The following is a 22,139-nucleotide window of genomic DNA, read 5'->3' on the forward strand; positions in this document are numbered from 1 at the left end:
GTATTGAAACAAATGAATTTAGAAAAAATAAAAAGAACAATAGCTCTTCTTTTCAAATGGATCCTTATTTGTTTTCTAATAGGCATTTTATCCGGATCTGCATCGGCCTTTTTCCTAGTCGCACTAGAATGGGTCACCCAATCCAGAAACAACCATCATTGGATCATTTGGCTTTTACCAATAGGCGGATTGTTTGTAGGCTTAGGCTACCATTATTACGGAAAAGAAGTGGTAAAAGGCAATAACTTACTGCTGGAAGAATACGAAAATCCGCAAAAAATAATTCCATTAAAAATGGCTCCTCTGGTACTTATCAGTACTTTAATTACTCATCTTTTTGGAGGTTCAGCCGGTCGTGAAGGGACAGCGGTACAAATGGGAGGCGCCATAGCCGACCAATTCTCAACCATCTTCAATCTAGACAATTCCGGCAGAAAAACGCTTATTATTTTAGGGATTAGTGCCGGATTTGCTTCGGTTTTCGGAACTCCATTAGCCGGCGCCTTGTTTGCGCTAGAGGTTGTATATTTTAGTAAAATCAGTATAAAAAGCAGTGTTTTATCGTTCGTAGTGGCCTTCATTGCCTATTTTACGGTGGAATTCTGGGAAGTAAAACACACGCATTATTCCATTCCCCTAGTTCCGGATTTCAGCCTAAAAATAGCGCTTTGGATCATTCCGGTGAGCATTCTATTTGGACTGGCCGCCATGTTATTCTCCAGAAGCACACATTATTGGGGTTTCTTATTTACAAAAACAATAAAATACCCACCTTTACGCCCTTTCATTGGCGGATTGCTGTTTGCCATTGCCATGTATTGCATCGGAACCAATACATACCTTGGCCTGGGAGTTCCTGTTATCGTAGAATCTTTTTCGAAACCAAGCGAAAATTATGTCTTTTTACTCAAAATACTGTTTACTGGCTTTACTTTAGGGGCAGGATTTAAAGGTGGTGAGGTTACGCCTCTTTTCTTCGTTGGAGCTACACTGGGAAGCGCAATGTCACTTTTCATTCCACTTCCTATTGCCTTATTGGCCGGAATGGGATTTGTAGCCGTTTTTTCGGGAGCCACACATACCCCCATCGCCTGTACCGTTATGGGAATGGAACTTTTTGGGATAGAAAGCGGGTTCTTTATCGCGATTGCCTGCTTTATTGCTTATCTGTCGTCTGGTTCTGTGGGAATTTATCATCCGCAGCGCTTAAAAGGACCAAAATACCATTTGTACGAAAAATTTAAAAGAAGAAAACTGGACAATTTCTAATGTGAAATGAGCATGATCGAAAATTGCTCACGAACACCAATGATGATATGCGAATTACATATGACCATTGAAAAACAATAAATATCAACATATGAAAAAGCATGTTAAATTTTAAATGATTCAAAACTTTACATTAAAAAAATGTAATTTCGCAGACTATGAAAATACAAGACATTCAAGCGATAAAGTTGTTATTAGCAACACCAAAAAAAATTGCAATCATTCCGCACAGAGGCCCAGATGGCGATGCGATGGGATCAACTCTAGGATTATATCACTTTCTATTGAAGAACAATCACGAACCAATTGTGATTGCTCCCAATGAATTTCCAGATTTCCTGGCTTGGCTTCCGGGCTCAGAAACCGTTAAAATATTCGAAAAAGACAAGGAAAACTGTACTAAAATACTGGAAAACTCCGATTTGATTTTTACCTTAGACTTTAATGCCTTACACCGCGTAGGAAATGAAATGGAAGAGGTACTGGCTCAGCAAAAAGCGACTTTTATCATGATTGACCACCATCAAAAACCGGACAATTATGCCACTTATACCTATTCAGATACTGCTTTTGGATCTACATGTGAGATGATCTACAACTTCATTTCTTTTCTGGACCAAAAAGAGGACATCGATAAAACCATAGGAACTTGTATTTATACGGGAATCCTAACCGATTCTGGTTCTTTCCGTTTCCCGGGAACTACCGGAGACACCCATAGAATTGTAGCCGAATTAATCGATTTAGGAGTAGAAAATACTAAAATCCCAAGTTTGCTTTTTGAAAACAGCTCCTACAGTCGTTTGCAATTATTAGGAAGAGCATTGCAAAACATGAAAGTCCTTGCTGATCACAAGACGACCTATACTACTTTGACTCAAGAGGAATTAAACACTTTTGAACACATCAAAGGAGATACAGAGGGAATCGTAAATTACGGATTAACGATAAAAGGAATTGTTTTTACAGCTATATTTATCGAAAATAAAGAAGAAAAAATTATCAAAATATCATTTCGTTCCCAAGGTGACTTTGATGTCAATCAATTTGCCCGAGACCATTTTAATGGAGGAGGCCACCAGAATGCCGCCGGAGGAAAATCAGAGGTATCTATGGAAGAAACAATTGCCAAATTTGAAGATTTAGTAACTAAACTTACGATATAAAACATCATGAAACTAAAGCTTTTCATTCCCATTTCATTGGTACTAGCATCACTTTTTTTGAGTTGCAAGCAAGATCAGGAAGCCCGCAGACCTATCTCACATAGCTCTGGTTCTTTCATGAAAAAATCGGTGGACCGAAATAAAAAATTAGTAGCGAGCGAGGAAGACCAAATCAAGGCGATCATCAAAAGCAAGCCTACGGTAGAATTTTTTGCCTCAACAAAAGGCTATTGGTATTCTTATGAAACCAAAAATGAACTTGATACGCTGACGCCAAAAAAAGGAGACATTGCTTTTTTTGATTATGAAATAAAAGACCTCAAAGGCAATATCATCTATTCGCAATTAGAATTAAGACCTCAAATTTATCGCGTGGACAAACAAGATATCATGATGGGCTTAAGAGACGGTATCAAATTGATGCGTAAAAATGAAACAGTAAACTTTCTTTTCCCTTCTCACATGGGCTATGGTTATCATGGTGATGATAAAAAAATAGGAGTCAACCAACCTTTATTTTGCACCGTTACCCTGCATGATTTTAAGCCTGAAGCTGTTTACAAAGCTGAAATAGAAGGCAATACCCTTATTGATGCTAAGGCTTCCAAAAAGACAACTACAGATACTCTAGAGCCTTAAAAGCGCTTTATAAAAACCATTACTGATCCAATAAACCTAAAAACACCATTAAAATAATTAAGTAAATCGTTATGAAAAAAAGAATCTTACTCGTATTATTCGCAATTACCACTTTATACTCTTGTAAAGAGGAATACAACAATCTTCCTGATGGTTTGTATGCCAAAATTGAAACTAGCAAAGGCGACATCATTGTATCCTTAGATTATAAAAAAGCACCTATTACAGTAGCTAATTTTGTTACCTTGGCCGAAGGAAAAAATGATTTTGTTACCAATAAAAACCTAAAAGACCGACCTTTTTTTGATGGATTAAAATTCCACAGAGTCATCAATGACTTCATGATACAAACGGGAGATCCACTAGGTACTGGTTCTGGAGATGCCGGTTATAAATTTAAAGATGAATTTTCTGATTTGCAATTTATTGATGGAGGCGTTTTGGCTATGGCCAACAATGGTCCTGCGACAAACAGCAGCCAATTCTTCATTACCCATCTTTCAACACCTTGGCTAGACGGAAAACACACTATTTTTGGCCATGTGGTAGAAAATGGAATGGAAGCCGTAAACAAAATTGTACAAGACGATTTTATCAAGAAAGTGACCATTATCCGAAAAGGGGAAGCTGCGAAAAAGTTTAATGCCGTTAAAACATTTTCTGATTACTTCACTGTTGAGTCTGAAAATCAAAAGAACAGACAAGCAATTGAAGAACAAAACAGAAAAATTTACGACGAAAAATACAAAGACGTTCGTGAAGACAAAGTAAAATACTTCAATGCTTTGAAAAGTAAGGCCATCAAAACCTCAAGCGGTCTTAAATATGTGATCACTAAAAAAGCTGGCGGTAAAAAACCTGCTAAAGGAGCCCCATTATACATCCACTATGCCGGTTTTCTTGAAGACGGTCATTTGTTTGACACTAGCATAGAAAATGTGGCACAAATTTTCGGAAAACTTGACGAAAACAGAGCTGCCCAAATGGGATACCAACCTATCCCTTTTCAAGCTGGTAAAAAAGACGGCATGATTCCGGGATTCATTGAAGGTTTAGAAAAATTATCTTTTGGCGATAAGGCAATACTATTCATCCCTTCACATTTAGCTTATGGCGCTGGTGGTGCTGGCGATGTTATACCACCAAATGCTAATATTATTTTTGAAATTGAATTATTGGAAACAACATCTCAATAATCCAATCCAACAGAAAAAGAGAACTTTAAATTTAGAAAAATGAAAATCAAATTTTTATTATTTGCGTTTATCGGAATGCTGAGCGTTCAGGCACAAACCGTAAAAAAAACGGCTACTGCCAAGAAAGAAACAGTAACAAAATCCAACACAAAAAAAGCTGCTGCTCCGGAAGGAATCTTTGCTGTAATTGCGACAAACAAAGGAGAAATTACCGTTGCGCTGGAATATCAAAAAACACCAATTACCGTGGCTAATTTTATTTCCCTCGCCGAAGGAAAAAATACTTTTGTCACTGACGAAAAACTCAAAGGAAAACCTTTTTTTGATGGTCTGAAATTTCACCGAGTAATCAAAGATTTCATGATACAAGGAGGCGATCCGTCAGGAAATGGTTCCGGTGGTCCTGGATATGCTTTTAAAGACGAATTTACCGATTTAAAACACAATAAAGCAGGAATTCTTTCTATGGCCAATTCTGGTCCGGCTACCAATGGAAGTCAGTTTTTTATCACTCATAAAGAAACCTCTTGGCTAGACGGAAAACATACCGTTTTTGGTCATGTTACCCAAGGGATCGAAGTGGTAAACAGCATTGCTCAAGATGATGCAATCACCAAAATTACCATTATAAGAAAAGGAAAATTGGCAAAAAACTTCGACGCACAAAAAGTGTTTGCCGACTATTTTAACAATAAAGAAGAAGACACCAAAAAACAAGCTGCCATTGAAGCCGAAAAGAAAAAAGTCTTAGCTCAAAAATTGGTTTCAGTTGTTGCCGAAAAAGCGGCTTTTTTATCTACCGCAAAAGCAAATGCTACAAAGACAAGCAGCGGACTTGCCTATAAAGTGATCCAAAAAGGAACAGGTGTAAAACCAGCAGATGGATCGACTTTCTACTTTAAATACTCCGGTTACTTTGAAGACGGAAACTTATTTGACAGCAGCTATGAGGATGTAGCCAAAATTTATGGAAAACACGATCCAAACAGAGCAGCTCAAAAAGGATATCAAGCCTTCCCTTTTCAGGCGGGCAAAAAAGACGGTATGATTCCTGGATTTATCGAAGGATTGAGTCTTATGGGATTTGGTGACAAAGTAGTACTGTTCATCCCTTCAAGCTTGGCTTACGGAGAAAGAGGCGCTGGTGGCGTCATACCTCCAAACACAAATCTGGTTTTTGAATTGGAAATGTTTGAAAAACAACCTTAATACAGAACCCGTTTTCTTTAAATAAACAAACCCGACAAGTTTCAATAAACTGTCGGGTTTTTTATGTACTGTCATTTTAAATTTTACCAAAGTATCTAAACGGATACCTTTAAATCTTTAAGTCCAGACTGTGGCCTATTTCATGCACGGGCGGAGGGATTCGAACCCCCATCAACGGTTTTGGAGACCGCTATTCTACCCTTGAACTACGCCCGTATATTAAAACCAGTAATAGCAAAGCCTTACTGCGTCTCATTATCTTTTGCAAAAATAACAATTCAGAAATAATATCAGCCTATTTAAGTTTTTATTTACAAAAAAAAACAACAAGCCTAAATCAAGCTTATCTCTTTTCTAGAAGCGCTATCTCAAATTCCGTTTTTGGATCAAATGACACTACGAATTTCGAATTTAACCTCCTCATCCTGCCTCATTTTATAAACCCTTCTATCTGTTTTAATTTATTAATTCTGATATACAGCCACTTGGCTATCGTTGAAAACAATCCAATCTGTTGAACCTTTATTGTAGGATAAAAAATACTTAAATTTTCCTTAAATCAGAGGGCAAAGTCCAGTATTACTATATATTTGCACTCCAAAATGGAAAAGATAAAAATACATAGTGGCTCCCCTTTTATTTGGCTTATTCTGTCATTTTTTTTATTTAGCAATGCTATAATGGCTCACACATCTGGAACAATTTGTGTCTCCTTGTCATTTTCCAAAACAGAAGAATCAATTGTATCTGGCATTACAAAAACAGCTATACCCATAAAAAAAGCATTCCCGGAAAATTCATCTACTGAAAACCATATTATATCCAATACTGATACTGGTGAAAGCATTGATTTTTTTGCAATAAAAAACAACCTGTTCTTTACTGTTACTCCTTTTTATACTTCAAAAAAAGGAAAAATCAATTACAAGGAAATATACAATATGCAATTTCATCCTAATATTGTACCGCCTCCTCCTGAAGTTTAATCTTTATTTATAAGTCCATTTACTCATTTGCTATTCTACAAAACAGAATAGGCAAACACCTCCGCTTATACCTATTTTAAATTTCATTAAACAATACTAAAATGAACAAAATTGCTTTGCTTTTTAGCCTATCTGTACTTTTAGGCTCCACAATCTCTTGTAACTCAAAAAAAGAAGAAAAGATTGCTTTAGAAAAATATTCTATTACAAAACCTATTGTAGTAGACACGACCTACACCAATGAATATGTTGCTGATATTCAATCATTACAAAATGTAGAAATTCGTACAAAAATCAATGGCTATATCGAAAAAATCCACATCGACGAAGGTAAACCGGTAAAGGCAGGACAACTATTGTTCAGTATCAATAGCCAAAGTCTACAAAAAGAAGTTTTAAAAGCAAAGGCAATGGTAAAAAGTGCCTTGGCTGATGCCAAAAATGCCGAATTGGATTTACAAAACGTAAAAATCTTGGCCAATAACAATGTCGTATCTAAAACCGAATTGGAAAAAGCCCAGGCGACCTATGCTGCTGCCTTGGCCCGTATTGAGGAACACCGCGCGCACGAAGCCAGTGCTGCTATTCAATTATCAATGACACAAATCAGAGCGCCTTTTGACGGAATCATCAACCGCATTCCATTCAAAACAGGAAGTCTAATTAACGAAGGAACCTTGCTGACGACTATTTCTAACAACCGTTCAGTCTATGCCTATTTCAACGTTTCTGAAAAAGAGTACTTGCAATTTAAAGCAAAAAACAGCACTAAAAAACAAGATGACATCACCTTACTACTGGCCGACAACAAACCTCATCAACACAAAGGAACCATTGAAACCATCGAAGGAGAATTTGATCAAAATACCGGAAACATTGCCTTTCGTGCCAAATTCCCAAATCCGGAATTGCTGTTAAAACATGGATCAAGCGGAAAAATCCAATTGACCAATACCCTGAACAATGCCTTGATTATTCCACAAAAAGCAACTTTTGAGATTCAAGACAAACAATACGTCTTTGTAGTAGACAAGAACAATACTGTACGTGCCCGAAACATTGAAATCAGCCAAAGAATTCCACACTTATATGTCATCGCTTCGGGACTTTCTGCTTCCGATAATATCATCTACGAGGGAATTCAAAGCTTAAAAGACGGTGACAAAATAACACCGCAACTTGTAGCGATGCAACAATTGATTTCTAAATTATAATAAGGCTAAAGTCATATAAAACAAGACAATTCATGTTTACAAAATTCATACACAGACCCGTACTGTCGATAGTGATATCGCTGATGATAGTACTTTTGGGAGCATTGTCATTGACCCAATTGCCAATGACCCAATTCCCCGATATTGCACCGCCCGAGGTTACCGTTACCACCAAATATACCGGTGCTAATGCCGAAGCCTCTGTGAAAGCCGTGGTAACCACTTTGGAACGCGCCGTAAATGGAGTACCCGGAATGGCTTATATGTCATCGGTTTCCGGAAACGACGGAACCAGTGTAATCAATATCATTTTCAACGCTGGTTCCGATCCAGAAATTGCCGCCGTAAACGTACAAAACAGGGTTTCCTCGGTTTTGGATGAACTACCTGAAGAAGTAATCAAATCAGGCGTTATTGTTGAAAAAGTACAAAACAGTATGCTGTTGTACCTTAATATTTTGAGTTCGGATCCCAAATTAGATGAAAAATTCTTATACAACTTTGCCGATATCAACATTCTTCCCGAACTAAAACGTATTGAAGGCGTAGGATTTGCGGACATTATGGGACAACGTGAATACGCTATGCGTGTGTGGTTGAACCCTGTTAAAATGGCATCGTACAATATTTCTACCGAAGAAGTGGTACAAAGTTTAAAACAGCAAAGCATTGAGGCTGCTCCCGGAAAAGTAGGAGAAAGTTCAGGTAAAGTGGAACAATCACTACAATACGTGGTGAAATACACGGGTAAATACAATACCGTAGAACAGTACGAGAACGTAATTATCAAACGTGATTTTCAGGGAGAATTATTGCGCTTAAAGGATATTGCTGAAATAGAATTTGGCTCACTGGACTACGACGTTCTTTCTAAAGAAAACGGAAAACCATCGGCAGCAATTGTTTTAAAACAACGCCCGGGAAGTAATGCCAGCGACGTAATTGAGAATATAAAAAATAAGATGGAGGAACTCAAAGTTTCCTTCCCTTCGGGAATTTCATATACCTACAGCTACGATGTTTCTAGTTTCTTGAACGCCTCTGTAGAAGGCGTATTATTTACTTTAATCGAAGCCTTCTTATTGGTAGCCTTAGTGGTATTTATCTTTTTGGGTGATTTCCGTTCTACCCTTATTCCGGCAATTGCCGTTCCGGTTTCACTTATCGGTACGTTCTTCTTTATGCAATTGTTCGGATTCTCCATCAACTTGATAACTTTGTTTGCCTTAGTATTAGCCATCGGTATTGTAGTAGACAATGCTATCGTAGTAGTGGAGGCCGTCCATGCCAAAATGGAAGAAGAACATCTCGATGCCAAAGCCGCTACTGAAAGTGCCATGCACGAAATTGGAGGAGCGATCATAGCCATTACCCTGGTAATGTCGGCGGTATTTATACCCGTTGCCTTCCTTCCCGGACCTGCGGGAGTTTTCTACCGTCAGTTCTCGGTAACTATGGCTATTGCTATTGTGCTTTCGGGTATTAGTGCGTTGACTCTTACGCCTGCTTTGTGTGCGATGATGCTAAAAAATACGCACGGACAGCTCAGAAAAAACACTTGGATCAATCGCTTTATTGATTCGTTCAACAAACAGTACAACAAGATTTCAGATCGTTACCGAAAATTATTAGGACTGATCGTTAACCGTCGTGTTGTAACTATTCTGAGCTTACTGATTTTCTGTGTGGCAACAATGGGCTTAGGAAAATTATTGCCTACTGGATTTATCCCAAACGAAGATCAGGGAACAATCTATGCCAGTATCACAACGCCTTCGGGCGCAACCCTTGAGCGTTCAGAAGCTGTAGTGGATGCCATTCAGGAAGTGGCTATGAAAAATGAAGGGGTCGCCTCGGTTTCAACCTTGGCAGGATACAACTTTCTTACAGACGGAACTGGGGCTTCTTACGGGATGAACTTAATCAGTTTAAAAAGCTGGAAAGACCGAAAAGGCACTACAGACCAAGACATTATCCAGCAATTAAAAGAAAAAACCAATCATATTAAGGATGCTAAAATTGAATTCTTTACCCCTCCTCCGGTACCAGGATACGGAAACTCGAGTGGATTTGAGCTCCGAATTTTAGACAAAACCGGAAAAGGTGATTTGAAAAAATTAGAAGAAGTAGCGACTAATTTTGCAGCCGAACTAAACAAAAACGAGGCTATCAAAAACAGTTTCTCTTCTTTTGACGCCAGCTTTCCGCAGTATTTGGTAAACATTGACAATACCAAGGCAGCTCAAAAAGGAGTAAATGTCAACGAAGTGCTAAGCACCCTGCAAACCTATTTGGGAAGTGATTATGCTACCAACTTTATCCGATTCAATCAGATGTACAAAGTAATGGTACAATCATCACCGGAATACCGCGCCAAACCGGAAGATATTCTAAAATTATATGCCAAAAACTCCGAAGGCGAAATGGTCGCAATGTCTTCCTTTTTATCCATAGAAAAAGTGTACGGACCGGAACAAATTACGCGTTACAACATGTACCCTTCGGCTATGTTAAACGGAGAACCGAGCGAAGGTTACAGTAGTGGTCAGGCGATTGCTGCCGTAAAAGCCATTGCCGCCGAAAAACTACCCAAAGGATATGGATACGACTGGGGCGGATCATCACGTGATCAGGCTAGTGCAGGTAATGAAGCGATCTACATTTTCCTAATCTGTTTGTTATTTATTTATTTCCTACTCGCAGCCCAATACGAGAGTTTCTTATTGCCTCTACCGGTAATTTTATCCTTGCCAACGGGGATCTTAGGAGCCTTTTTCTTATTAGCCGCCTTGGGATTAGAAAACAACATTTACGCTCAGGTAGCCATGGTCATGCTTATTGGACTTTTGGGTAAAAATGCCGTATTAATCATCGAATTTGCAGTGCTGCGGCACAAAGACGGACTGCCTCCGCTACAAGCTGCTATCGAAGGGGCTACAGCGCGTTTACGTCCTATCTTGATGACTTCATTTGCTTTTGTCGCCGGATTAATCCCACTGATGTTGGCCTCCGGAGCTGGTGCCATCGGAAACCGAACCATTGGAACTGCCGCTGCGGGAGGAATGTTTTTCGGGACTCTTTTTGGAGTACTGATCATCCCGGGCTTATACTTCATTTTTGCCAGTATTTCCGAGAAACACCCTCTTATTGAAGGAGAAGAAGAAAATCCATTAACCGAAGAAATTGATTCCTTATAATTATGTCAAGAACAAAAATAATAGCAGGATGTGCTGCCCTAACGTTTTTTGCGTTGGGATGCAAAACAATAGCAACTCCACTAATGGTCGAAATGAAACCGTTGCCCGAATCCTATGTAGCTTCAAAAGATACATTGAATATAGCCGCTACAAAATGGGATCTGTTTTACAAAGATCAAAAACTGAAACAATTGATAGAAATAAGTCTGGCGAATAACTACGATTTACAGGCCGCAATGCAAAAGATTGAAATCGCACGCAGTAGCTTACGTCTTAATAAAGGAGCGCAATTGCCAAGCCTTAGTGCGGGCATAGGTGCTGCCCAAAGGAAATTCGGTTTGTATACGATGGATGGTGCCGGAAATGCTACCACAGATATTAGACCCGGTCAAATCGTACCGGAACACTTACCCGATTATTTAGCTGGATTCAATGCGAGCTGGGAAGTAGATGTTTGGGGGAAACTTCGTTCCAAGAAAAAAGCGGCTGCCGCCCGATACAGCGGAAGCATAGAAGGCAAAAACGCCATTCAAACCGCATTAATTGCCGAAGTAGCCTCAGCTTATTTCGAATTATTGGCTTTAGATAACGAATTGGACATCATCAGAGAAACCATCGTATTGCAGCAAGCGGCTTTAGAAGTCATTAAAATAAAAAAAGCAGCAGCCGTTTTAAACGAATTGGCCGTAAAACAATTTGAAGGACAGCTATCAAATTCAAAAGCTTTTGAATTCGAAATCATACAGAAAATTGCCCTTACCGAAAACCGATTGAATTTCTTGAGCGGTCAATTTCCTCAAACTATTTTACGTGATAAGACGAAATTCAACGCTGAGAATACCAGTCCAATCAGCTTAGGAATTCCATCCCAACTTCTTAAAAACAGACCCGACATCCGTCAGGCTGAACTGGAATTAATTGCCTCAAAATGTGATGTAAAATCGGCCAAAGCCGCTTTTTACCCTTCCTTTACTATAACCGGAAGTGTGGGATACCAAGCCTTCAAAACGGCGCTTTTGTTTCAATCTCCCGATTCTTTCGCCTATACAATTTTAGGAGGCTTGACAGCTCCTTTATTGAACCGAAGCGCTATCAAAGCACAGTTCAATACAGCCAAAGCCAACCAAACAGAAGCTTTGCTAAACTATCAAAAAACAATTTTGAACGGTTATATTGAGGTAGCTAACGAATTGTCGAACTTGAACAATCTAAAACAATTGTACGAGCTTAAAGACAAAGAAGTCGCTTCCTATACACAATCGATAACGATCGCAAATGATCTTTTTAAATCTGGCAGAGCAAGCTATTTAGAGGTTCTAATGAGCCAGCGTACGGCCTTAGAATCAAAAATAGAATTAATTACCACCAAAAAACTCCAACATCAGGCTGCAATAAACCTATACAAAGCGCTGGGTGGAGGATGGCAATAATTCAATTCGTTTTTTAAAATTTCGCCTTTAGTTTGTTAGTACAAAAGCTAATGTGAACAATAGAAAAACCAAAGAGGCTGTGCGAAAAGAAATTTTCAAACAGCCTCTTTTCTTTTGGACTGAATTATCACTTTTTTAAGACAAAAACATTTTTTCATAAAAGACAATTCACATATATTTACCGGTTTCGTCTTGACCTATTATTATTACATTTCAATCGCAAAAATCATACAACCAAATTAACCTCTATAACATTAAACTAAAAAATGAAACTAAAACACCTCTTACTAACTGCCTTATTTTTATCCTTTGTAACTACTGCCTGGACACAAACTGATAGCTACACTATTTTCCCAAATCCACAGATCATAAACCTCAGCGGACAAAAAATCAGTGCCGATGTATCTTATAAATTAGAAGGAAACTTCAAACTAAAGCCCAATAGCCTGGCTTTATTGAACGAAATATTCAACGTTCAGAATAAAAGCAAACCCTTGACTGTAATTATTAATCCTATAACTAAAACGGATAAAAATTTACAAATATCAGGAGCCTATACTTTAAAAATTACCGCTAAAGCCATAGAAATTGCCGTTTATGATAATCGTTCCGTTTTTTATGCCTTGCAAACTTTAAAACAACTAAAAAAAGACAATAGCCTTCCTACAGTTGATATTACTGACTTTCCGGACGTTCTTTCACGGGGTTCCGTTGAAGGATTCTATGGCACTCCTTGGAGCCATGAAGATCGCATTTCGCAATTTAAATTTTATGGAAAATTAAAATTAAACACTTATATCTACGGTCCAAAAGACGATCCTTACCACTCTTCTCCAAATTGGAGAAAACCCTATCCGGCAGAAAATGCGAAACAAATCAAGGAACTCGTTCAAGAAGCCAACAACAATGAAGTTGATTTTACTTGGGCAATCCATCCCGGTTTAGACATCCAATGGAACAACGCTGATCGCTTAGCTATTTTAAATAAACTGGAATGGATGTATGATTTAGGCATACGCTCCTTTGCCGTATTTTTTGATGATATTTCAGGTGAAGGTACCAAAGCCGAAAAACAGGCTGAATTATTAAACTATATCCAAAAACAATTTATCGAAAAGAAAAAAGATGTCCTGCCTTTGATTATGTGTCCTACTGAATACAACAAGGCCTGGTCAGACCCAAAACCAAATACCTATTTAGACATTCTGGGAGATCAATTACATCCGTCGATACAAATTATGTGGACCGGCGACCGAGTTATAGACGATGTTAGCAAAGCGGACTTGGATTGGATCAATAAACGCATCAAACGCAAAGCCTACATTTGGTGGAATTTCCCTGTAAGTGATTACGTTCGCGATCATTTGTTGATGGGTGCCGCTTATGGCTTGGACACCACCATTAAAAACGATTTATCCGGTTTTGTGTCCAATCCAATGGAACGAGCCGAAGCTTCTAAACTGGCCTTATTTAGTGTTGCCTTGTATTCCTGGAATCTAAAAAGCTACGAACCGATGGCTGCTTGGCATGCAGCGGCAAAATATATTATGCCTGAAGCCGCAACAGCTTTTCAATTATTCAATGAACACAATAGCGATCTCGGTCCAAACGGTCACCGTTACAGAAGAGAGGAATCAGTGATCATCAAACCTGTAATAGATTCTTTTCTAACCGAATATAAAAACAACACTTATTCTACCGAATTAGCGACTAAAATCAAGACGGAATTTGAACGTATTATTCCGGTCACTCAGGAATTGCGTGACAAATGCCTGAACAAAAATCTGATTCGCGAGATCGATCCTTGGCTAACACAATTTAACTTATTAGGAAAAGCAGGACTGCAAACGATGTTATTTCTTGAAGCAAAAGAGTCTGGTAATAAAGCGATGGCTTGGGATAATTATTTAAAAACGAAAATGCTTTTAGACAGCATTCAAATAGTAGACAAAACCTTCAACCAAAATCCCTACCAACCGGGCGTAAAAACGGGTTCTTTGGTTCTAATGCCTTTTGTAAAAACTGTTTTTGATGAGGCTCAAAACTACTTTATTCCTACTATAGCAAATTCTGAAAACCATAGCACTACGGCTCTGATCAGCAATACGGAGAAATTAAAAAACCAACCTTTACAATTAAGTAATACGAGTATTGCCATTTCTCCTGTTTTAGAAGTTTTAAATTTAAATCCGCAAGAATATTTGGGAATTCGCCTTGACAAAAGCCTAAAAGCAAAAGAATTCCACTTTAATTTAGAATCCAATAATTTGATGGAAGGCGGTGCTTTTGAAACTTCTGTTGATGGCCTTAATTGGCAAACTTTAAATCTGGAGCAAAAACGCGGAAAAGGAAGTCTTAAAGTTTTGACCGATGGTGTAAAATACATTCGTTACAAAAACGACTCCGCAAACAGCAAGAGCTTGTTCTTAAAAGAATTTAAAGTAATTGTGGAAGCCGAAAATAAAAACACAGATCAAACGATCTATGTTCAAGATTATTCGATTGCAACCTATTTAGAACTGAATGCTAAAAACGAGCTAAACTTGCCCTTGTCTCTAAATAAGCAAACAAAAACGATAAGCTTACTTGTACAAAACAGCAACAAGCCTTTTGAAGTAAACCAAATCAGCAAGCGAGGCAAAAAAACTCCAATCTATAAAGGTGCCGGAAATTACATCGTAATCCCTTCTAAACAATTAAAAAAAGCGACTGCCATAGAAATAAACTCTAACGGCAATAAAGATTTTAGAATCTATGAAATTCTGGAAAACTAAGCCTTTAAAAAATTAGCACAGTCCTGTTTAGCAACAAAAAACCCGATAGTTTAAAAGCTATCGGGTTTTGTTTTTTATGAATGCGAATTACTTTTTAGCAGGAAACTTCCAATCAAATTCATCTTTTTGATTGATGATGGCTCCAATTTCAAATTTCACCACCTCATCAAATTCCGTTTGAAAAATAATCCAGTTTTCCTCGTTGAAATAGTTCTCAAAAGTGTCAAACTCTTCTTGCGTAAATTTAGTGATTCCTTTGGCAGCCAAATCTTTCTTGACATCATTGATTTTTTTACCAATCACTTTGTTGCCAAACAATTCCAAATCTGGACTAGAAGCTACCATATAGCCTAATTTGAATTCTTCTTCCTTGTAAAAAGTCAAACGAATTTTAAGCGCATTATAGGCAAAAATTACGTTATCGTCCTCGTCTTTGTAGTCTCTATCCGGCTTACCGTAAATAGCGGTAACATCCTTTTGTTTCATCCCGAAAATGAGTTTATCAATTCCGTTTTTTAGGTTTATTTTCATCTGATTCTATTTTAACGCAAAGTTCGCAAAGTTTTTCGCAAACCGCGCTATAATTTTGGGTTTATAATTGCTTCAAACTTTTAATCCTTGGATAAAAACTACTTGTAAATAAGAGTTTGTTCCAATAATTTAATTTTTAAGAAAAAACCAACTATGAAAAGCTTTTTTTAAATCTACTCTAAACCTAAATCCGCTGCCTCAAATTCTATATGGACTATTCACAGCCGTTTGGAAAATTCGCAATAAATATCGAACTTTACAAAAAACGAAATTATGAATGCCTTAAACGACATCAAAAACAGTTTGATTGACCGCATTTTAGCCACCAAAAACGAAAAATTATTGGAAGCTATAAACAGCATTTTTGATTCCACCCAATCTGAAGAACTCATTTCACTTTCATCAGAACAAATAGAAATGTTAGCTATGAGCGAACTAGATATTCAAGCCGGAAAACTCATTTCTGAATCTGAACTAAACAAACGTGATTCTGAATGGCTCAGTTAAAAATATTGTGGACTGAAACTGCAATCCTACAAAGAAATTATATTTTTGAATATTGGATTGAAAGAAATAAAAGCAATACTTACGCAAAAAAGCTGAATCAAAAAATAAAGGAACGAACCGAACTTTTAAAACAAAATCCTGAACTGGGAAAGAAAACGGAATTTAAAAATACCAGAGCCGTTTCTTTGGGCCATTATAGCATCCTTTATCAAAACTATCATTCAAAAATAATTATTAGTGGTTTTTAGGACAATAGACAAGAGCCTGAAATATTATTAAAACTTCTGAAGAGCAATCAATAGTCTCTAATACAATATTAAACCCTACTTAAATTACGCAATTCTCTAAAAAACAACCATTCAACTCCTTATCATGAAATCATTCCAGTTGCTAACAATCTCTTTCTTACTATTCACGGGATTCATTTCCTATGGACAAAAGGATGCTAAAGCGAACAAGTCAAAAGAATTCAAGGTAGAATTCGAACAATTCACTTTAGACAATGGTTTGCAAGTCATCTTGCATATCGATCGTTCTGATCCTGTTGTTGCCGTTGCATTGACCTGTCATGTGGGATCAGCGAGAGAGAAAGCAGGCCGAACTGGTTTTGCCCACTTATTCGAGCATTTGCTTTTCTTGGAATCGGAGAATCTGGGCAAAGGGGGATTGGATAAAATGAGCGCGCGTATTGGCGGTTCCGGTGCTAATGGTTCTACCAGCCGCGATCGCACCAATTATTTTCAAACCGTTCCCAAAGATGCTTTGGAAAAAATGATTTGGGCAGAAGCGGACAAACTGGGTTATTTTATCAATACAGTGACTGATCCGGTACTTGCCAAAGAAAAACAAGTGGTAAAAAACGAAAAAAGGCAGAGTTACGACAACAAACCTTATGGAAATAATTTTTCAGTAATCAACTCCAATTTATATCCTGAAAACCATCCTTACCATTGGGAAGTAATCGGTTCTTTGGAAGATTTACAAAATGCGTCTCTTCAGGATGTAAAAGAGTTTTACAACCGTTGGTATGTACCTAATAATGTGACCCTAACCATTGCTGGTGATGTTGATGTCAAACAAACTAAGGCTTGGGTACAGAAATATTTTGGCGAAATAAAACGAGGAGAAACAATTCCAAAAATGGAAAAACAGCCTGTGACTCTGAATCAAACCAAAAAACTATACCATGAAGACAATTTTGCCCGTTTACCGCAACTTACGCTAACCTGGCCTTCCGTTTATGAATATCATCCAGACAGCTATGCCCTGGAAGTTTTGGCTAACTATCTTTCAACCGGAAAAAATGCACCCTTATACAAAGTTTTGGTAGAAAACAAAAAATTGACCGATCAAGTAGGGATGTTCCAATACAATTCTGAACTGGCAGGACAATACATGCTCAACGTAATCGCTTTTGACAAAACGAATTTGAATGACGTCATGAATAGTATAAATGAAGCTTTTAAAAACTTCGAGAAAGAAGGGATTTCCCAGCAGGATTTAAACCGAATCAAAGCCGGACAGGAAACCGCCTTCTACAACGGACTTTCCAGTGTTTTAGGAAAAGGTTTTCAACTTGCCCAATACGAAATCTTTGCTGGAACCCCTGATTTCATCAACCAAGACGTAAAAAATATTCTTGCAGTAACAACTGCTGATGTGATGCGCGTCTATAAAAAATACATCAAAGATCAACATTTTATCGCCAGCAGTTTTGTTCCAAAAGGAGAAACCAATTTGATATTAAAAGGATCAACCCTAGCCACCGTAGTCGAAGAGAAAATAATTGAAGGCAAAGAAGAATCCTTTGATGCCAGTATTGTGGCAACTTACGAAAAAACGCCTTCCAGCTTTGACCGCAGTGTAGAACCTGCTTATGGGAATAGCCCTGATGTAGTGTTGCCATCAGTATGGAAAGACAAACTAACATCTGGTCTATCGCTTTTTGGAATCGAAAATCAGGAAGTGCCCTTAGTACAATTTCAACTGCAAATTAAAGGCGGAATGTTGCTGGAAAATAAGGATAAAATTGGAGTCGCAAACCTCTTGTCCGAATTAATCACAAAAGGAACCCAAAACAAAACACCAGCCGAATTAGAAAATGCCATCGAAAGCCTTGGCGCAACAATCAGAGCTTCGGCCACTGACGAATCTATTTTAATCCAAGGAAATACACTGGCAAAAAACTACGCTCAAACAATCCAATTAGTTCAGGAAATCATTTTACAGCCTCGTTGGGACAGCAAAGAATTTGAGCTGATAAAACAAAGTACTTTGAGCCAGATTCAACAGCAAAAAGCAGACCCCAATACTATTGCCAGAAACGAATACAGAAAGCTGGTTTACGGCAAGGAATCTATTTTATCGAACAATCGAATGGGTACCGAAAATTCAGTCAACAGCATTACTATTACCGACTTGAAAGCCTATTACAACCAAAACATCTCTCCATCAGTTTCTAATTTCCAAATTGTAGGTGCCGTTTCAAAAGCAGAAGTCAATCGTTCATTAAGCGCTCTAAATAAAAACTGGAAGTCTAAAAAAGTTCGCTTTCCGGAAACAAAAATTGCCGATGCTCCGGAAAGTTCAAAAATCTATTTCTATGATGTCCCGGGTGCTAAGCAATCGGTAATCAGAATAGGATATCCGGCTCTTGCTGCCACTGATGCTGATTTTTATCCTGCCGATATCATGAATTATCGTTTGGGAGGCGGAGATTTCTCTTCACAGCTTACCCAAGAACTACGCGAAGGAAAAGGCTATACGTATGGAATTGGCTCTTCTTTTGACGGAACCACCACCAAAGGTCCTTTTACCATTTACAGTGGAGTGCGTTCTAATGTGACCTTTGAATCAGTGAAATTGATAAAAGATATTCTAGAACAATATGGCCCTCTTTTTACAGCCAATGATCTTGATGTTACCAAAGGGTACTTGATTAAAAGTAACGCCAGAGCATTCGAAACAATGGGCTCAAAACTAAACATGCTGTATGAAATCAGCAACTACAATTTCTCCGATGATTATGCCAAACAAAGGGAAAATACCGTAAAAAAAATGGCTATCGAGGACATAAAAAATCTTTCCAAAAAATACCTCAACACTAATAAAATGATCTATCTGATTGTAGGTGATGCCGAAACCCAGCTTAAAAAATTAGAACAAATTGGTTTTGGAACACCTATTCTTTTAAACAAAGAGCAAAGCCACAAGTAAACTCAAATAATTCAATGATGCATCTGCCAATAAACGATAAAAAATTTATTTTCCTTCTGCTGGCAATTGCCACAGTACTTCTTTTAGAAGTTTTATCGCTTATTGGCATAACTATTCCCATGCCTTACGAACCTTTTGTTTTTATTGCCTTTATTATTGGCATTGGGCACGGGGTTTTGATCAATGGACTGAAAGCCCTTTTTAAACTTCAATTCAGCAGCATTAATTTACTGATGACTATTGCGGTGGTTGCTGCTTTCTATTTAGGCGAATATCCTGAAGCGGCTGTTGTAATCGTACTTTATGTTTTAGGCGAACGATTAGAGGATATCGGTTTGGAAAATTCTAAATCAGCTCTCGATCAATTAGTGAGCAGGGCTCCTAAAACTGCCTTTGTAAAATCAGAAAACAAAGCCATAATCCTCAATAAAATAGCCATAGGAACCATCATTCAGCTAAAACCGGGCGAAATGATTCCGCTGGACGGGAAAATCATTTCCGGAGAGACTACGGTTGATGAAGCCGCCATCACGGGGGAACCCATTCCAAAAGACAAGCATCCCGGCGATACCTTATTTGCGGGAACACTGAACAAAAATGGCTTTATCGAAATGGAAACAACCAAGCTTTCCGTCGACACCACTTTTGCAAAAATCATTCGACTCACCTTTGAAGCCACAGCCTCCAAAAGTGAAACCCAAAAATTCATTCAGCGCTTCTCCAAATTTTATACGCCAACGATTATTGCAATGGCAGTTTTATTATTTGCAATTCCTGTTTTTGTATTGCAATTGGATTTTGATCTTTGGTTAAAACAAGCCATTACCCTCTTGGTCATCGCCTGCCCTTGCGCATTGGTCATCTCCACTCCTGTTGCGATCTATGCAGCCATTGGGAACGCTTCCGCAAAAGGAGCCCTGGTAAAAGGAGGCAAATACATCGAAGCGATGGCTCAAATAAAAGCCATTGCCTTAGACAAAACCCGAACAATTACCTATGGGAAACCGATTGTTTCGGATGTCTTTTTACTAAATAATACCAGCCGTGAAAAACTATTGGCCTGTGCTGCAGGAACCGAAATTTTCTCAGAACATCCCTTGGCGCAAGCCATTGTTACCGCCAGCAAAGCAGCAGGTTTTGAACCGCACAAAGCTGAAGCTTATAAAAGTATCATAGGAAAAGGCGCTACTGCAAAATGCCTGGTTTGTGAGGATAAAGCCGTTTTTGTAGGTAAACTTGAATTTATTAAAGAACAGCATGAAGTAACCGACGAAGCCGAAAAAATAGTAGAAAAACTTGCCTCAGAAGGCAAAACAAGTGTGGTGGTCAGTTTTGGCACAGCCGTGGCAGGCATCATTGGTCTCACTGATGAAATCAAAGCCGACAGCAGCACCGCCATAAAACAATTACAGGCACAAAATATCGAATTGACAATACTTACGGGTGACAGCGAAAAAACAGCTCATTATGTAGCCAAACAACTTGGCATAAAAAATGTATTTGGCGGATTACTTCCGGAAAACAAATCCGAAAAAATAAAGGACTTACTGCAAGAATACGGCAGCGTAGCCATGGTGGGAGATGGAATAAACGATGATCCTGCCCTAGCATTGAGCACAGTGGGGATTGCAATGGGAGCCGCAGGAAGTGACACGGCCATAGAAACAGCCAATATTGCCCTGATGAATGACAAACTCTCGCTAATTCCATTCCTCATTCGACTGAGCAAAAAAACATTATCCCGAATAAAAATCAATACTATTGGCGCAATCTCAGTCAAAGTAATTTTTATCCTTTTAGCTTTTTTGGGTTACAGCAATCTCGTACTAGCTATCGCCGCAGATGTAGGAGTTACATTAGTTGTGATCGTACTGAGCCTGAATTTGATGAAATTTGAAACTTCACAGAATTAATCTAATAAAATAGAGCCGTTTATAACTACCTTTAATGATATTCTGGTCTAATAACTTTAAACTAGTATGTCTTCTATTAAAAAAATCAGGCTTTTATTAATTGTTAACTAAAGCCAATAAGACAAAAACATATGGACCTTATAATTAGATATGAATTAGATATGAATTAAATCATGTGTTTTTCAGCAAGTGCAAGTTTTGGTGCCGCAATAATCCTTTCGGCAATCAGTATTTCCACAATAAAAAAAGTGGAAAAACCTTCGCAAATATACTTTGCGTGCATTCCCTTGCTATTTTGCGCCCAACAACTATCCGAAGGTTTTTTATGGTTAGCTTTAACCCAGCCAGCTTATGCATTGTTTCAAAATATTACGACCTATATTTTTCTTTTTTTTGCTCAAATATTATGGCCTGTTTGGCTTCCCTTTTCTTTGTACAAACTAGAAAACAACAGCAGAATTAAACAAAAAATAAAACTATTTTTAGGGATGGGAATCTTAGTCTCCTTTTACCTCGCCTACTGTTTAATTTCGTTTGATGTCAAAGCAGAAATAGTGGGTTATCATATCTCCTATATTCAGAACTACCCCATCCTATTTGGAAATTATGGTGATCTGCTTTACATTATGGCTACCACCTTACCGCCTCTGATTTCTAGTATTAAACGCATGTGGACTCTGGGCGCAACTATCTTCATTTCTTATGTTTTTACACTGTTTTTCTATGCGGATTATGTCATATCAGTATGGTGTTTTTTCGCATCAGCCATTAGCGTAGCAGTACTGTACCTAATTATGCAAATGAAACACCCAACTAAAAAAATCAGTCTGAAATATTAAATAAAATTGTCCTACTTCATTTTTTACCGCCCCTGTGGTACCCCAATTAACTT

The 22,139-nt window shown here is 38.1% G+C and carries 16 protein-coding genes and 1 tRNA gene; 15 read left to right on the forward strand and 2 right to left on the reverse strand.

Annotated elements, in window-relative coordinates; all coding sequences use genetic code 11:
* The first annotated feature begins 12 nt into the window (after nucleotides 1-12).
* From BUB25_RS00985 to BUB25_RS01005, 5 genes are all read left to right on the forward strand, one after another.
* On the forward strand, nucleotides 13-1,269 hold the full coding sequence (locus BUB25_RS00985; RefSeq protein ID WP_072938395.1) for a voltage-gated chloride channel family protein: 1,257 nt from the start codon (nucleotides 13-15) through the stop codon (nucleotides 1,267-1,269).
* A 158-nt stretch (nucleotides 1,270-1,427) separates the two neighbouring features.
* A complete protein-coding gene (locus tag BUB25_RS00990) occupies nucleotides 1,428-2,435 on the forward strand; it encodes a DHH family phosphoesterase (protein WP_072938398.1) in 1,008 nt (335 codons plus the stop codon).
* 6 nt (nucleotides 2,436-2,441) lie between these two features.
* Nucleotides 2,442-3,074 (forward strand): gliding motility-associated peptidyl-prolyl isomerase GldI, encoded by a 633-nt coding sequence (gldI, locus tag BUB25_RS00995; RefSeq protein ID WP_072938402.1) that lies wholly within the window; start codon nucleotides 2,442-2,444, stop codon nucleotides 3,072-3,074.
* A 71-nt stretch (nucleotides 3,075-3,145) separates the two neighbouring features.
* Nucleotides 3,146-4,270: a peptidylprolyl isomerase gene (locus BUB25_RS01000; protein ID WP_072938404.1), complete on the forward strand. Its 1,125-nt coding sequence runs from the start codon at nucleotides 3,146-3,148 to the stop codon at nucleotides 4,268-4,270.
* A gap of 39 nt (nucleotides 4,271-4,309) precedes the next feature.
* Nucleotides 4,310-5,479 (forward strand): peptidylprolyl isomerase, encoded by a 1,170-nt coding sequence (locus tag BUB25_RS01005; RefSeq protein WP_072938406.1) that lies wholly within the window; start codon nucleotides 4,310-4,312, stop codon nucleotides 5,477-5,479.
* A gap of 145 nt (nucleotides 5,480-5,624) precedes the next feature.
* Here the strand turns inward: BUB25_RS01005 and BUB25_RS01010 are convergent.
* Nucleotides 5,625-5,695: transfer RNA gene (locus tag BUB25_RS01010), tRNA-Trp, on the reverse strand.
* Between the two features lie 464 nt (nucleotides 5,696-6,159).
* Between BUB25_RS01010 and BUB25_RS01015 the strand changes: the two genes are divergently transcribed.
* From BUB25_RS01015 to BUB25_RS01035, 5 genes are all read left to right on the forward strand, one after another.
* Nucleotides 6,160-6,465: a hypothetical protein gene (locus BUB25_RS01015; RefSeq protein WP_139256877.1), complete on the forward strand. Its 306-nt coding sequence runs from the start codon at nucleotides 6,160-6,162 to the stop codon at nucleotides 6,463-6,465.
* Between the two features lie 101 nt (nucleotides 6,466-6,566).
* Nucleotides 6,567-7,679 (forward strand): efflux RND transporter periplasmic adaptor subunit, encoded by a 1,113-nt coding sequence (locus tag BUB25_RS01020; RefSeq protein ID WP_072938414.1) that lies wholly within the window; start codon nucleotides 6,567-6,569, stop codon nucleotides 7,677-7,679.
* 32 nt (nucleotides 7,680-7,711) lie between these two features.
* Entirely contained in the window at nucleotides 7,712-10,876 is a 3,165-nt protein-coding gene (locus tag BUB25_RS01025; protein WP_072938418.1) for an efflux RND transporter permease subunit, read from the forward strand.
* Nucleotides 10,877-10,878: 2 nt separating this feature from the next.
* The gene (locus BUB25_RS01030) at nucleotides 10,879-12,306 is read left to right on the forward strand and encodes a TolC family protein (protein ID WP_072938421.1); all 1,428 of its coding nucleotides are present in this window, start codon (nucleotides 10,879-10,881) and stop codon (nucleotides 12,304-12,306) included.
* Between the two features lie 266 nt (nucleotides 12,307-12,572).
* The gene (locus tag BUB25_RS01035) at nucleotides 12,573-15,080 is read left to right on the forward strand and encodes a beta-N-acetylglucosaminidase domain-containing protein (protein WP_072938424.1); all 2,508 of its coding nucleotides are present in this window, start codon (nucleotides 12,573-12,575) and stop codon (nucleotides 15,078-15,080) included.
* 87 nt (nucleotides 15,081-15,167) lie between these two features.
* Here BUB25_RS01035 and BUB25_RS01040 read toward each other — a convergent pair whose 3' ends face one another.
* The gene (locus BUB25_RS01040; RefSeq protein ID WP_072938427.1) at nucleotides 15,168-15,611 is read right to left on the reverse strand and encodes a hypothetical protein; all 444 of its coding nucleotides are present in this window, start codon (nucleotides 15,609-15,611) and stop codon (nucleotides 15,168-15,170) included.
* A 273-nt stretch (nucleotides 15,612-15,884) separates the two neighbouring features.
* On the opposite strand from BUB25_RS01040, the gene BUB25_RS01045 reads away from it, so the two are divergent.
* From BUB25_RS01045 to BUB25_RS01065, 5 genes are all read left to right on the forward strand, one after another.
* Complete coding sequence (locus tag BUB25_RS01045; RefSeq protein ID WP_072938430.1) at nucleotides 15,885-16,118, forward strand: hypothetical protein; 234 nt, start codon at nucleotides 15,885-15,887, stop codon at nucleotides 16,116-16,118.
* A complete protein-coding gene (locus BUB25_RS01050) occupies nucleotides 16,106-16,366 on the forward strand; it encodes a type II toxin-antitoxin system RelE/ParE family toxin (RefSeq protein ID WP_072938434.1) in 261 nt (86 codons plus the stop codon). Before BUB25_RS01045 ends, BUB25_RS01050 begins: the two co-directional genes overlap by 13 nt.
* A gap of 124 nt (nucleotides 16,367-16,490) precedes the next feature.
* Nucleotides 16,491-19,334 (forward strand): M16 family metallopeptidase, encoded by a 2,844-nt coding sequence (locus BUB25_RS01055; RefSeq protein ID WP_072938438.1) that lies wholly within the window; start codon nucleotides 16,491-16,493, stop codon nucleotides 19,332-19,334.
* Nucleotides 19,335-19,348: 14 nt separating this feature from the next.
* Nucleotides 19,349-21,247 carry a heavy metal translocating P-type ATPase gene (locus tag BUB25_RS01060; protein WP_244533799.1) on the forward strand — a complete coding sequence of 633 codons (1,899 nt, stop codon included), beginning with the start codon at nucleotides 19,349-19,351 and terminating at the stop codon, nucleotides 21,245-21,247.
* A 173-nt stretch (nucleotides 21,248-21,420) separates the two neighbouring features.
* Complete coding sequence (locus BUB25_RS01065) at nucleotides 21,421-22,086, forward strand: DUF6629 family protein (RefSeq protein ID WP_072938444.1); 666 nt, start codon at nucleotides 21,421-21,423, stop codon at nucleotides 22,084-22,086.
* The last annotated feature ends 53 nt before the right edge of the window (nucleotides 22,087-22,139 follow it).

Origin of the sequence: Flavobacterium granuli, from assembly GCF_900129705.1 — a bacterium.
GTDB classification, from domain to species: domain Bacteria; phylum Bacteroidota; class Bacteroidia; order Flavobacteriales; family Flavobacteriaceae; genus Flavobacterium; species Flavobacterium granuli.

Excerpts from the sequence above, each read along its gene's own strand:
- BUB25_RS00985 (WP_072938395.1), top strand. The coding sequence starts at position 13 with ATGAATTTAGAAAAAATAAAAAGAACAATAGCTCTTCTTTTCAAATGG.
- BUB25_RS00990 (WP_072938398.1), top strand. The coding sequence starts at position 1,428 with ATGAAAATACAAGACATTCAAGCGATAAAGTTGTTATTAGCAACACCA.
- gldI (WP_072938402.1), top strand. The coding sequence starts at position 2,442 with ATGAAACTAAAGCTTTTCATTCCCATTTCATTGGTACTAGCATCACTT.
- BUB25_RS01000 (WP_072938404.1), top strand. The coding sequence starts at position 3,146 with ATGAAAAAAAGAATCTTACTCGTATTATTCGCAATTACCACTTTATAC.
- BUB25_RS01005 (WP_072938406.1), top strand. The coding sequence starts at position 4,310 with ATGAAAATCAAATTTTTATTATTTGCGTTTATCGGAATGCTGAGCGTT.
- BUB25_RS01015 (WP_139256877.1), top strand. The coding sequence starts at position 6,160 with ATGGCTCACACATCTGGAACAATTTGTGTCTCCTTGTCATTTTCCAAA.
- BUB25_RS01020 (WP_072938414.1), top strand. The coding sequence starts at position 6,567 with ATGAACAAAATTGCTTTGCTTTTTAGCCTATCTGTACTTTTAGGCTCC.
- BUB25_RS01025 (WP_072938418.1), top strand. The coding sequence starts at position 7,712 with ATGTTTACAAAATTCATACACAGACCCGTACTGTCGATAGTGATATCG.
- BUB25_RS01030 (WP_072938421.1), top strand. The coding sequence starts at position 10,879 with ATGTCAAGAACAAAAATAATAGCAGGATGTGCTGCCCTAACGTTTTTT.
- BUB25_RS01035 (WP_072938424.1), top strand. The coding sequence starts at position 12,573 with ATGAAACTAAAACACCTCTTACTAACTGCCTTATTTTTATCCTTTGTA.
- BUB25_RS01040 (WP_072938427.1), bottom strand. The coding sequence starts at position 15,611 with ATGAAAATAAACCTAAAAAACGGAATTGATAAACTCATTTTCGGGATG.
- BUB25_RS01045 (WP_072938430.1), top strand. The coding sequence starts at position 15,885 with ATGAATGCCTTAAACGACATCAAAAACAGTTTGATTGACCGCATTTTA.
- BUB25_RS01050 (WP_072938434.1), top strand. The coding sequence starts at position 16,106 with ATGGCTCAGTTAAAAATATTGTGGACTGAAACTGCAATCCTACAAAGA.
- BUB25_RS01055 (WP_072938438.1), top strand. The coding sequence starts at position 16,491 with ATGAAATCATTCCAGTTGCTAACAATCTCTTTCTTACTATTCACGGGA.
- BUB25_RS01060 (WP_244533799.1), top strand. The coding sequence starts at position 19,349 with ATGATGCATCTGCCAATAAACGATAAAAAATTTATTTTCCTTCTGCTG.
- BUB25_RS01065 (WP_072938444.1), top strand. The coding sequence starts at position 21,421 with ATGTGTTTTTCAGCAAGTGCAAGTTTTGGTGCCGCAATAATCCTTTCG.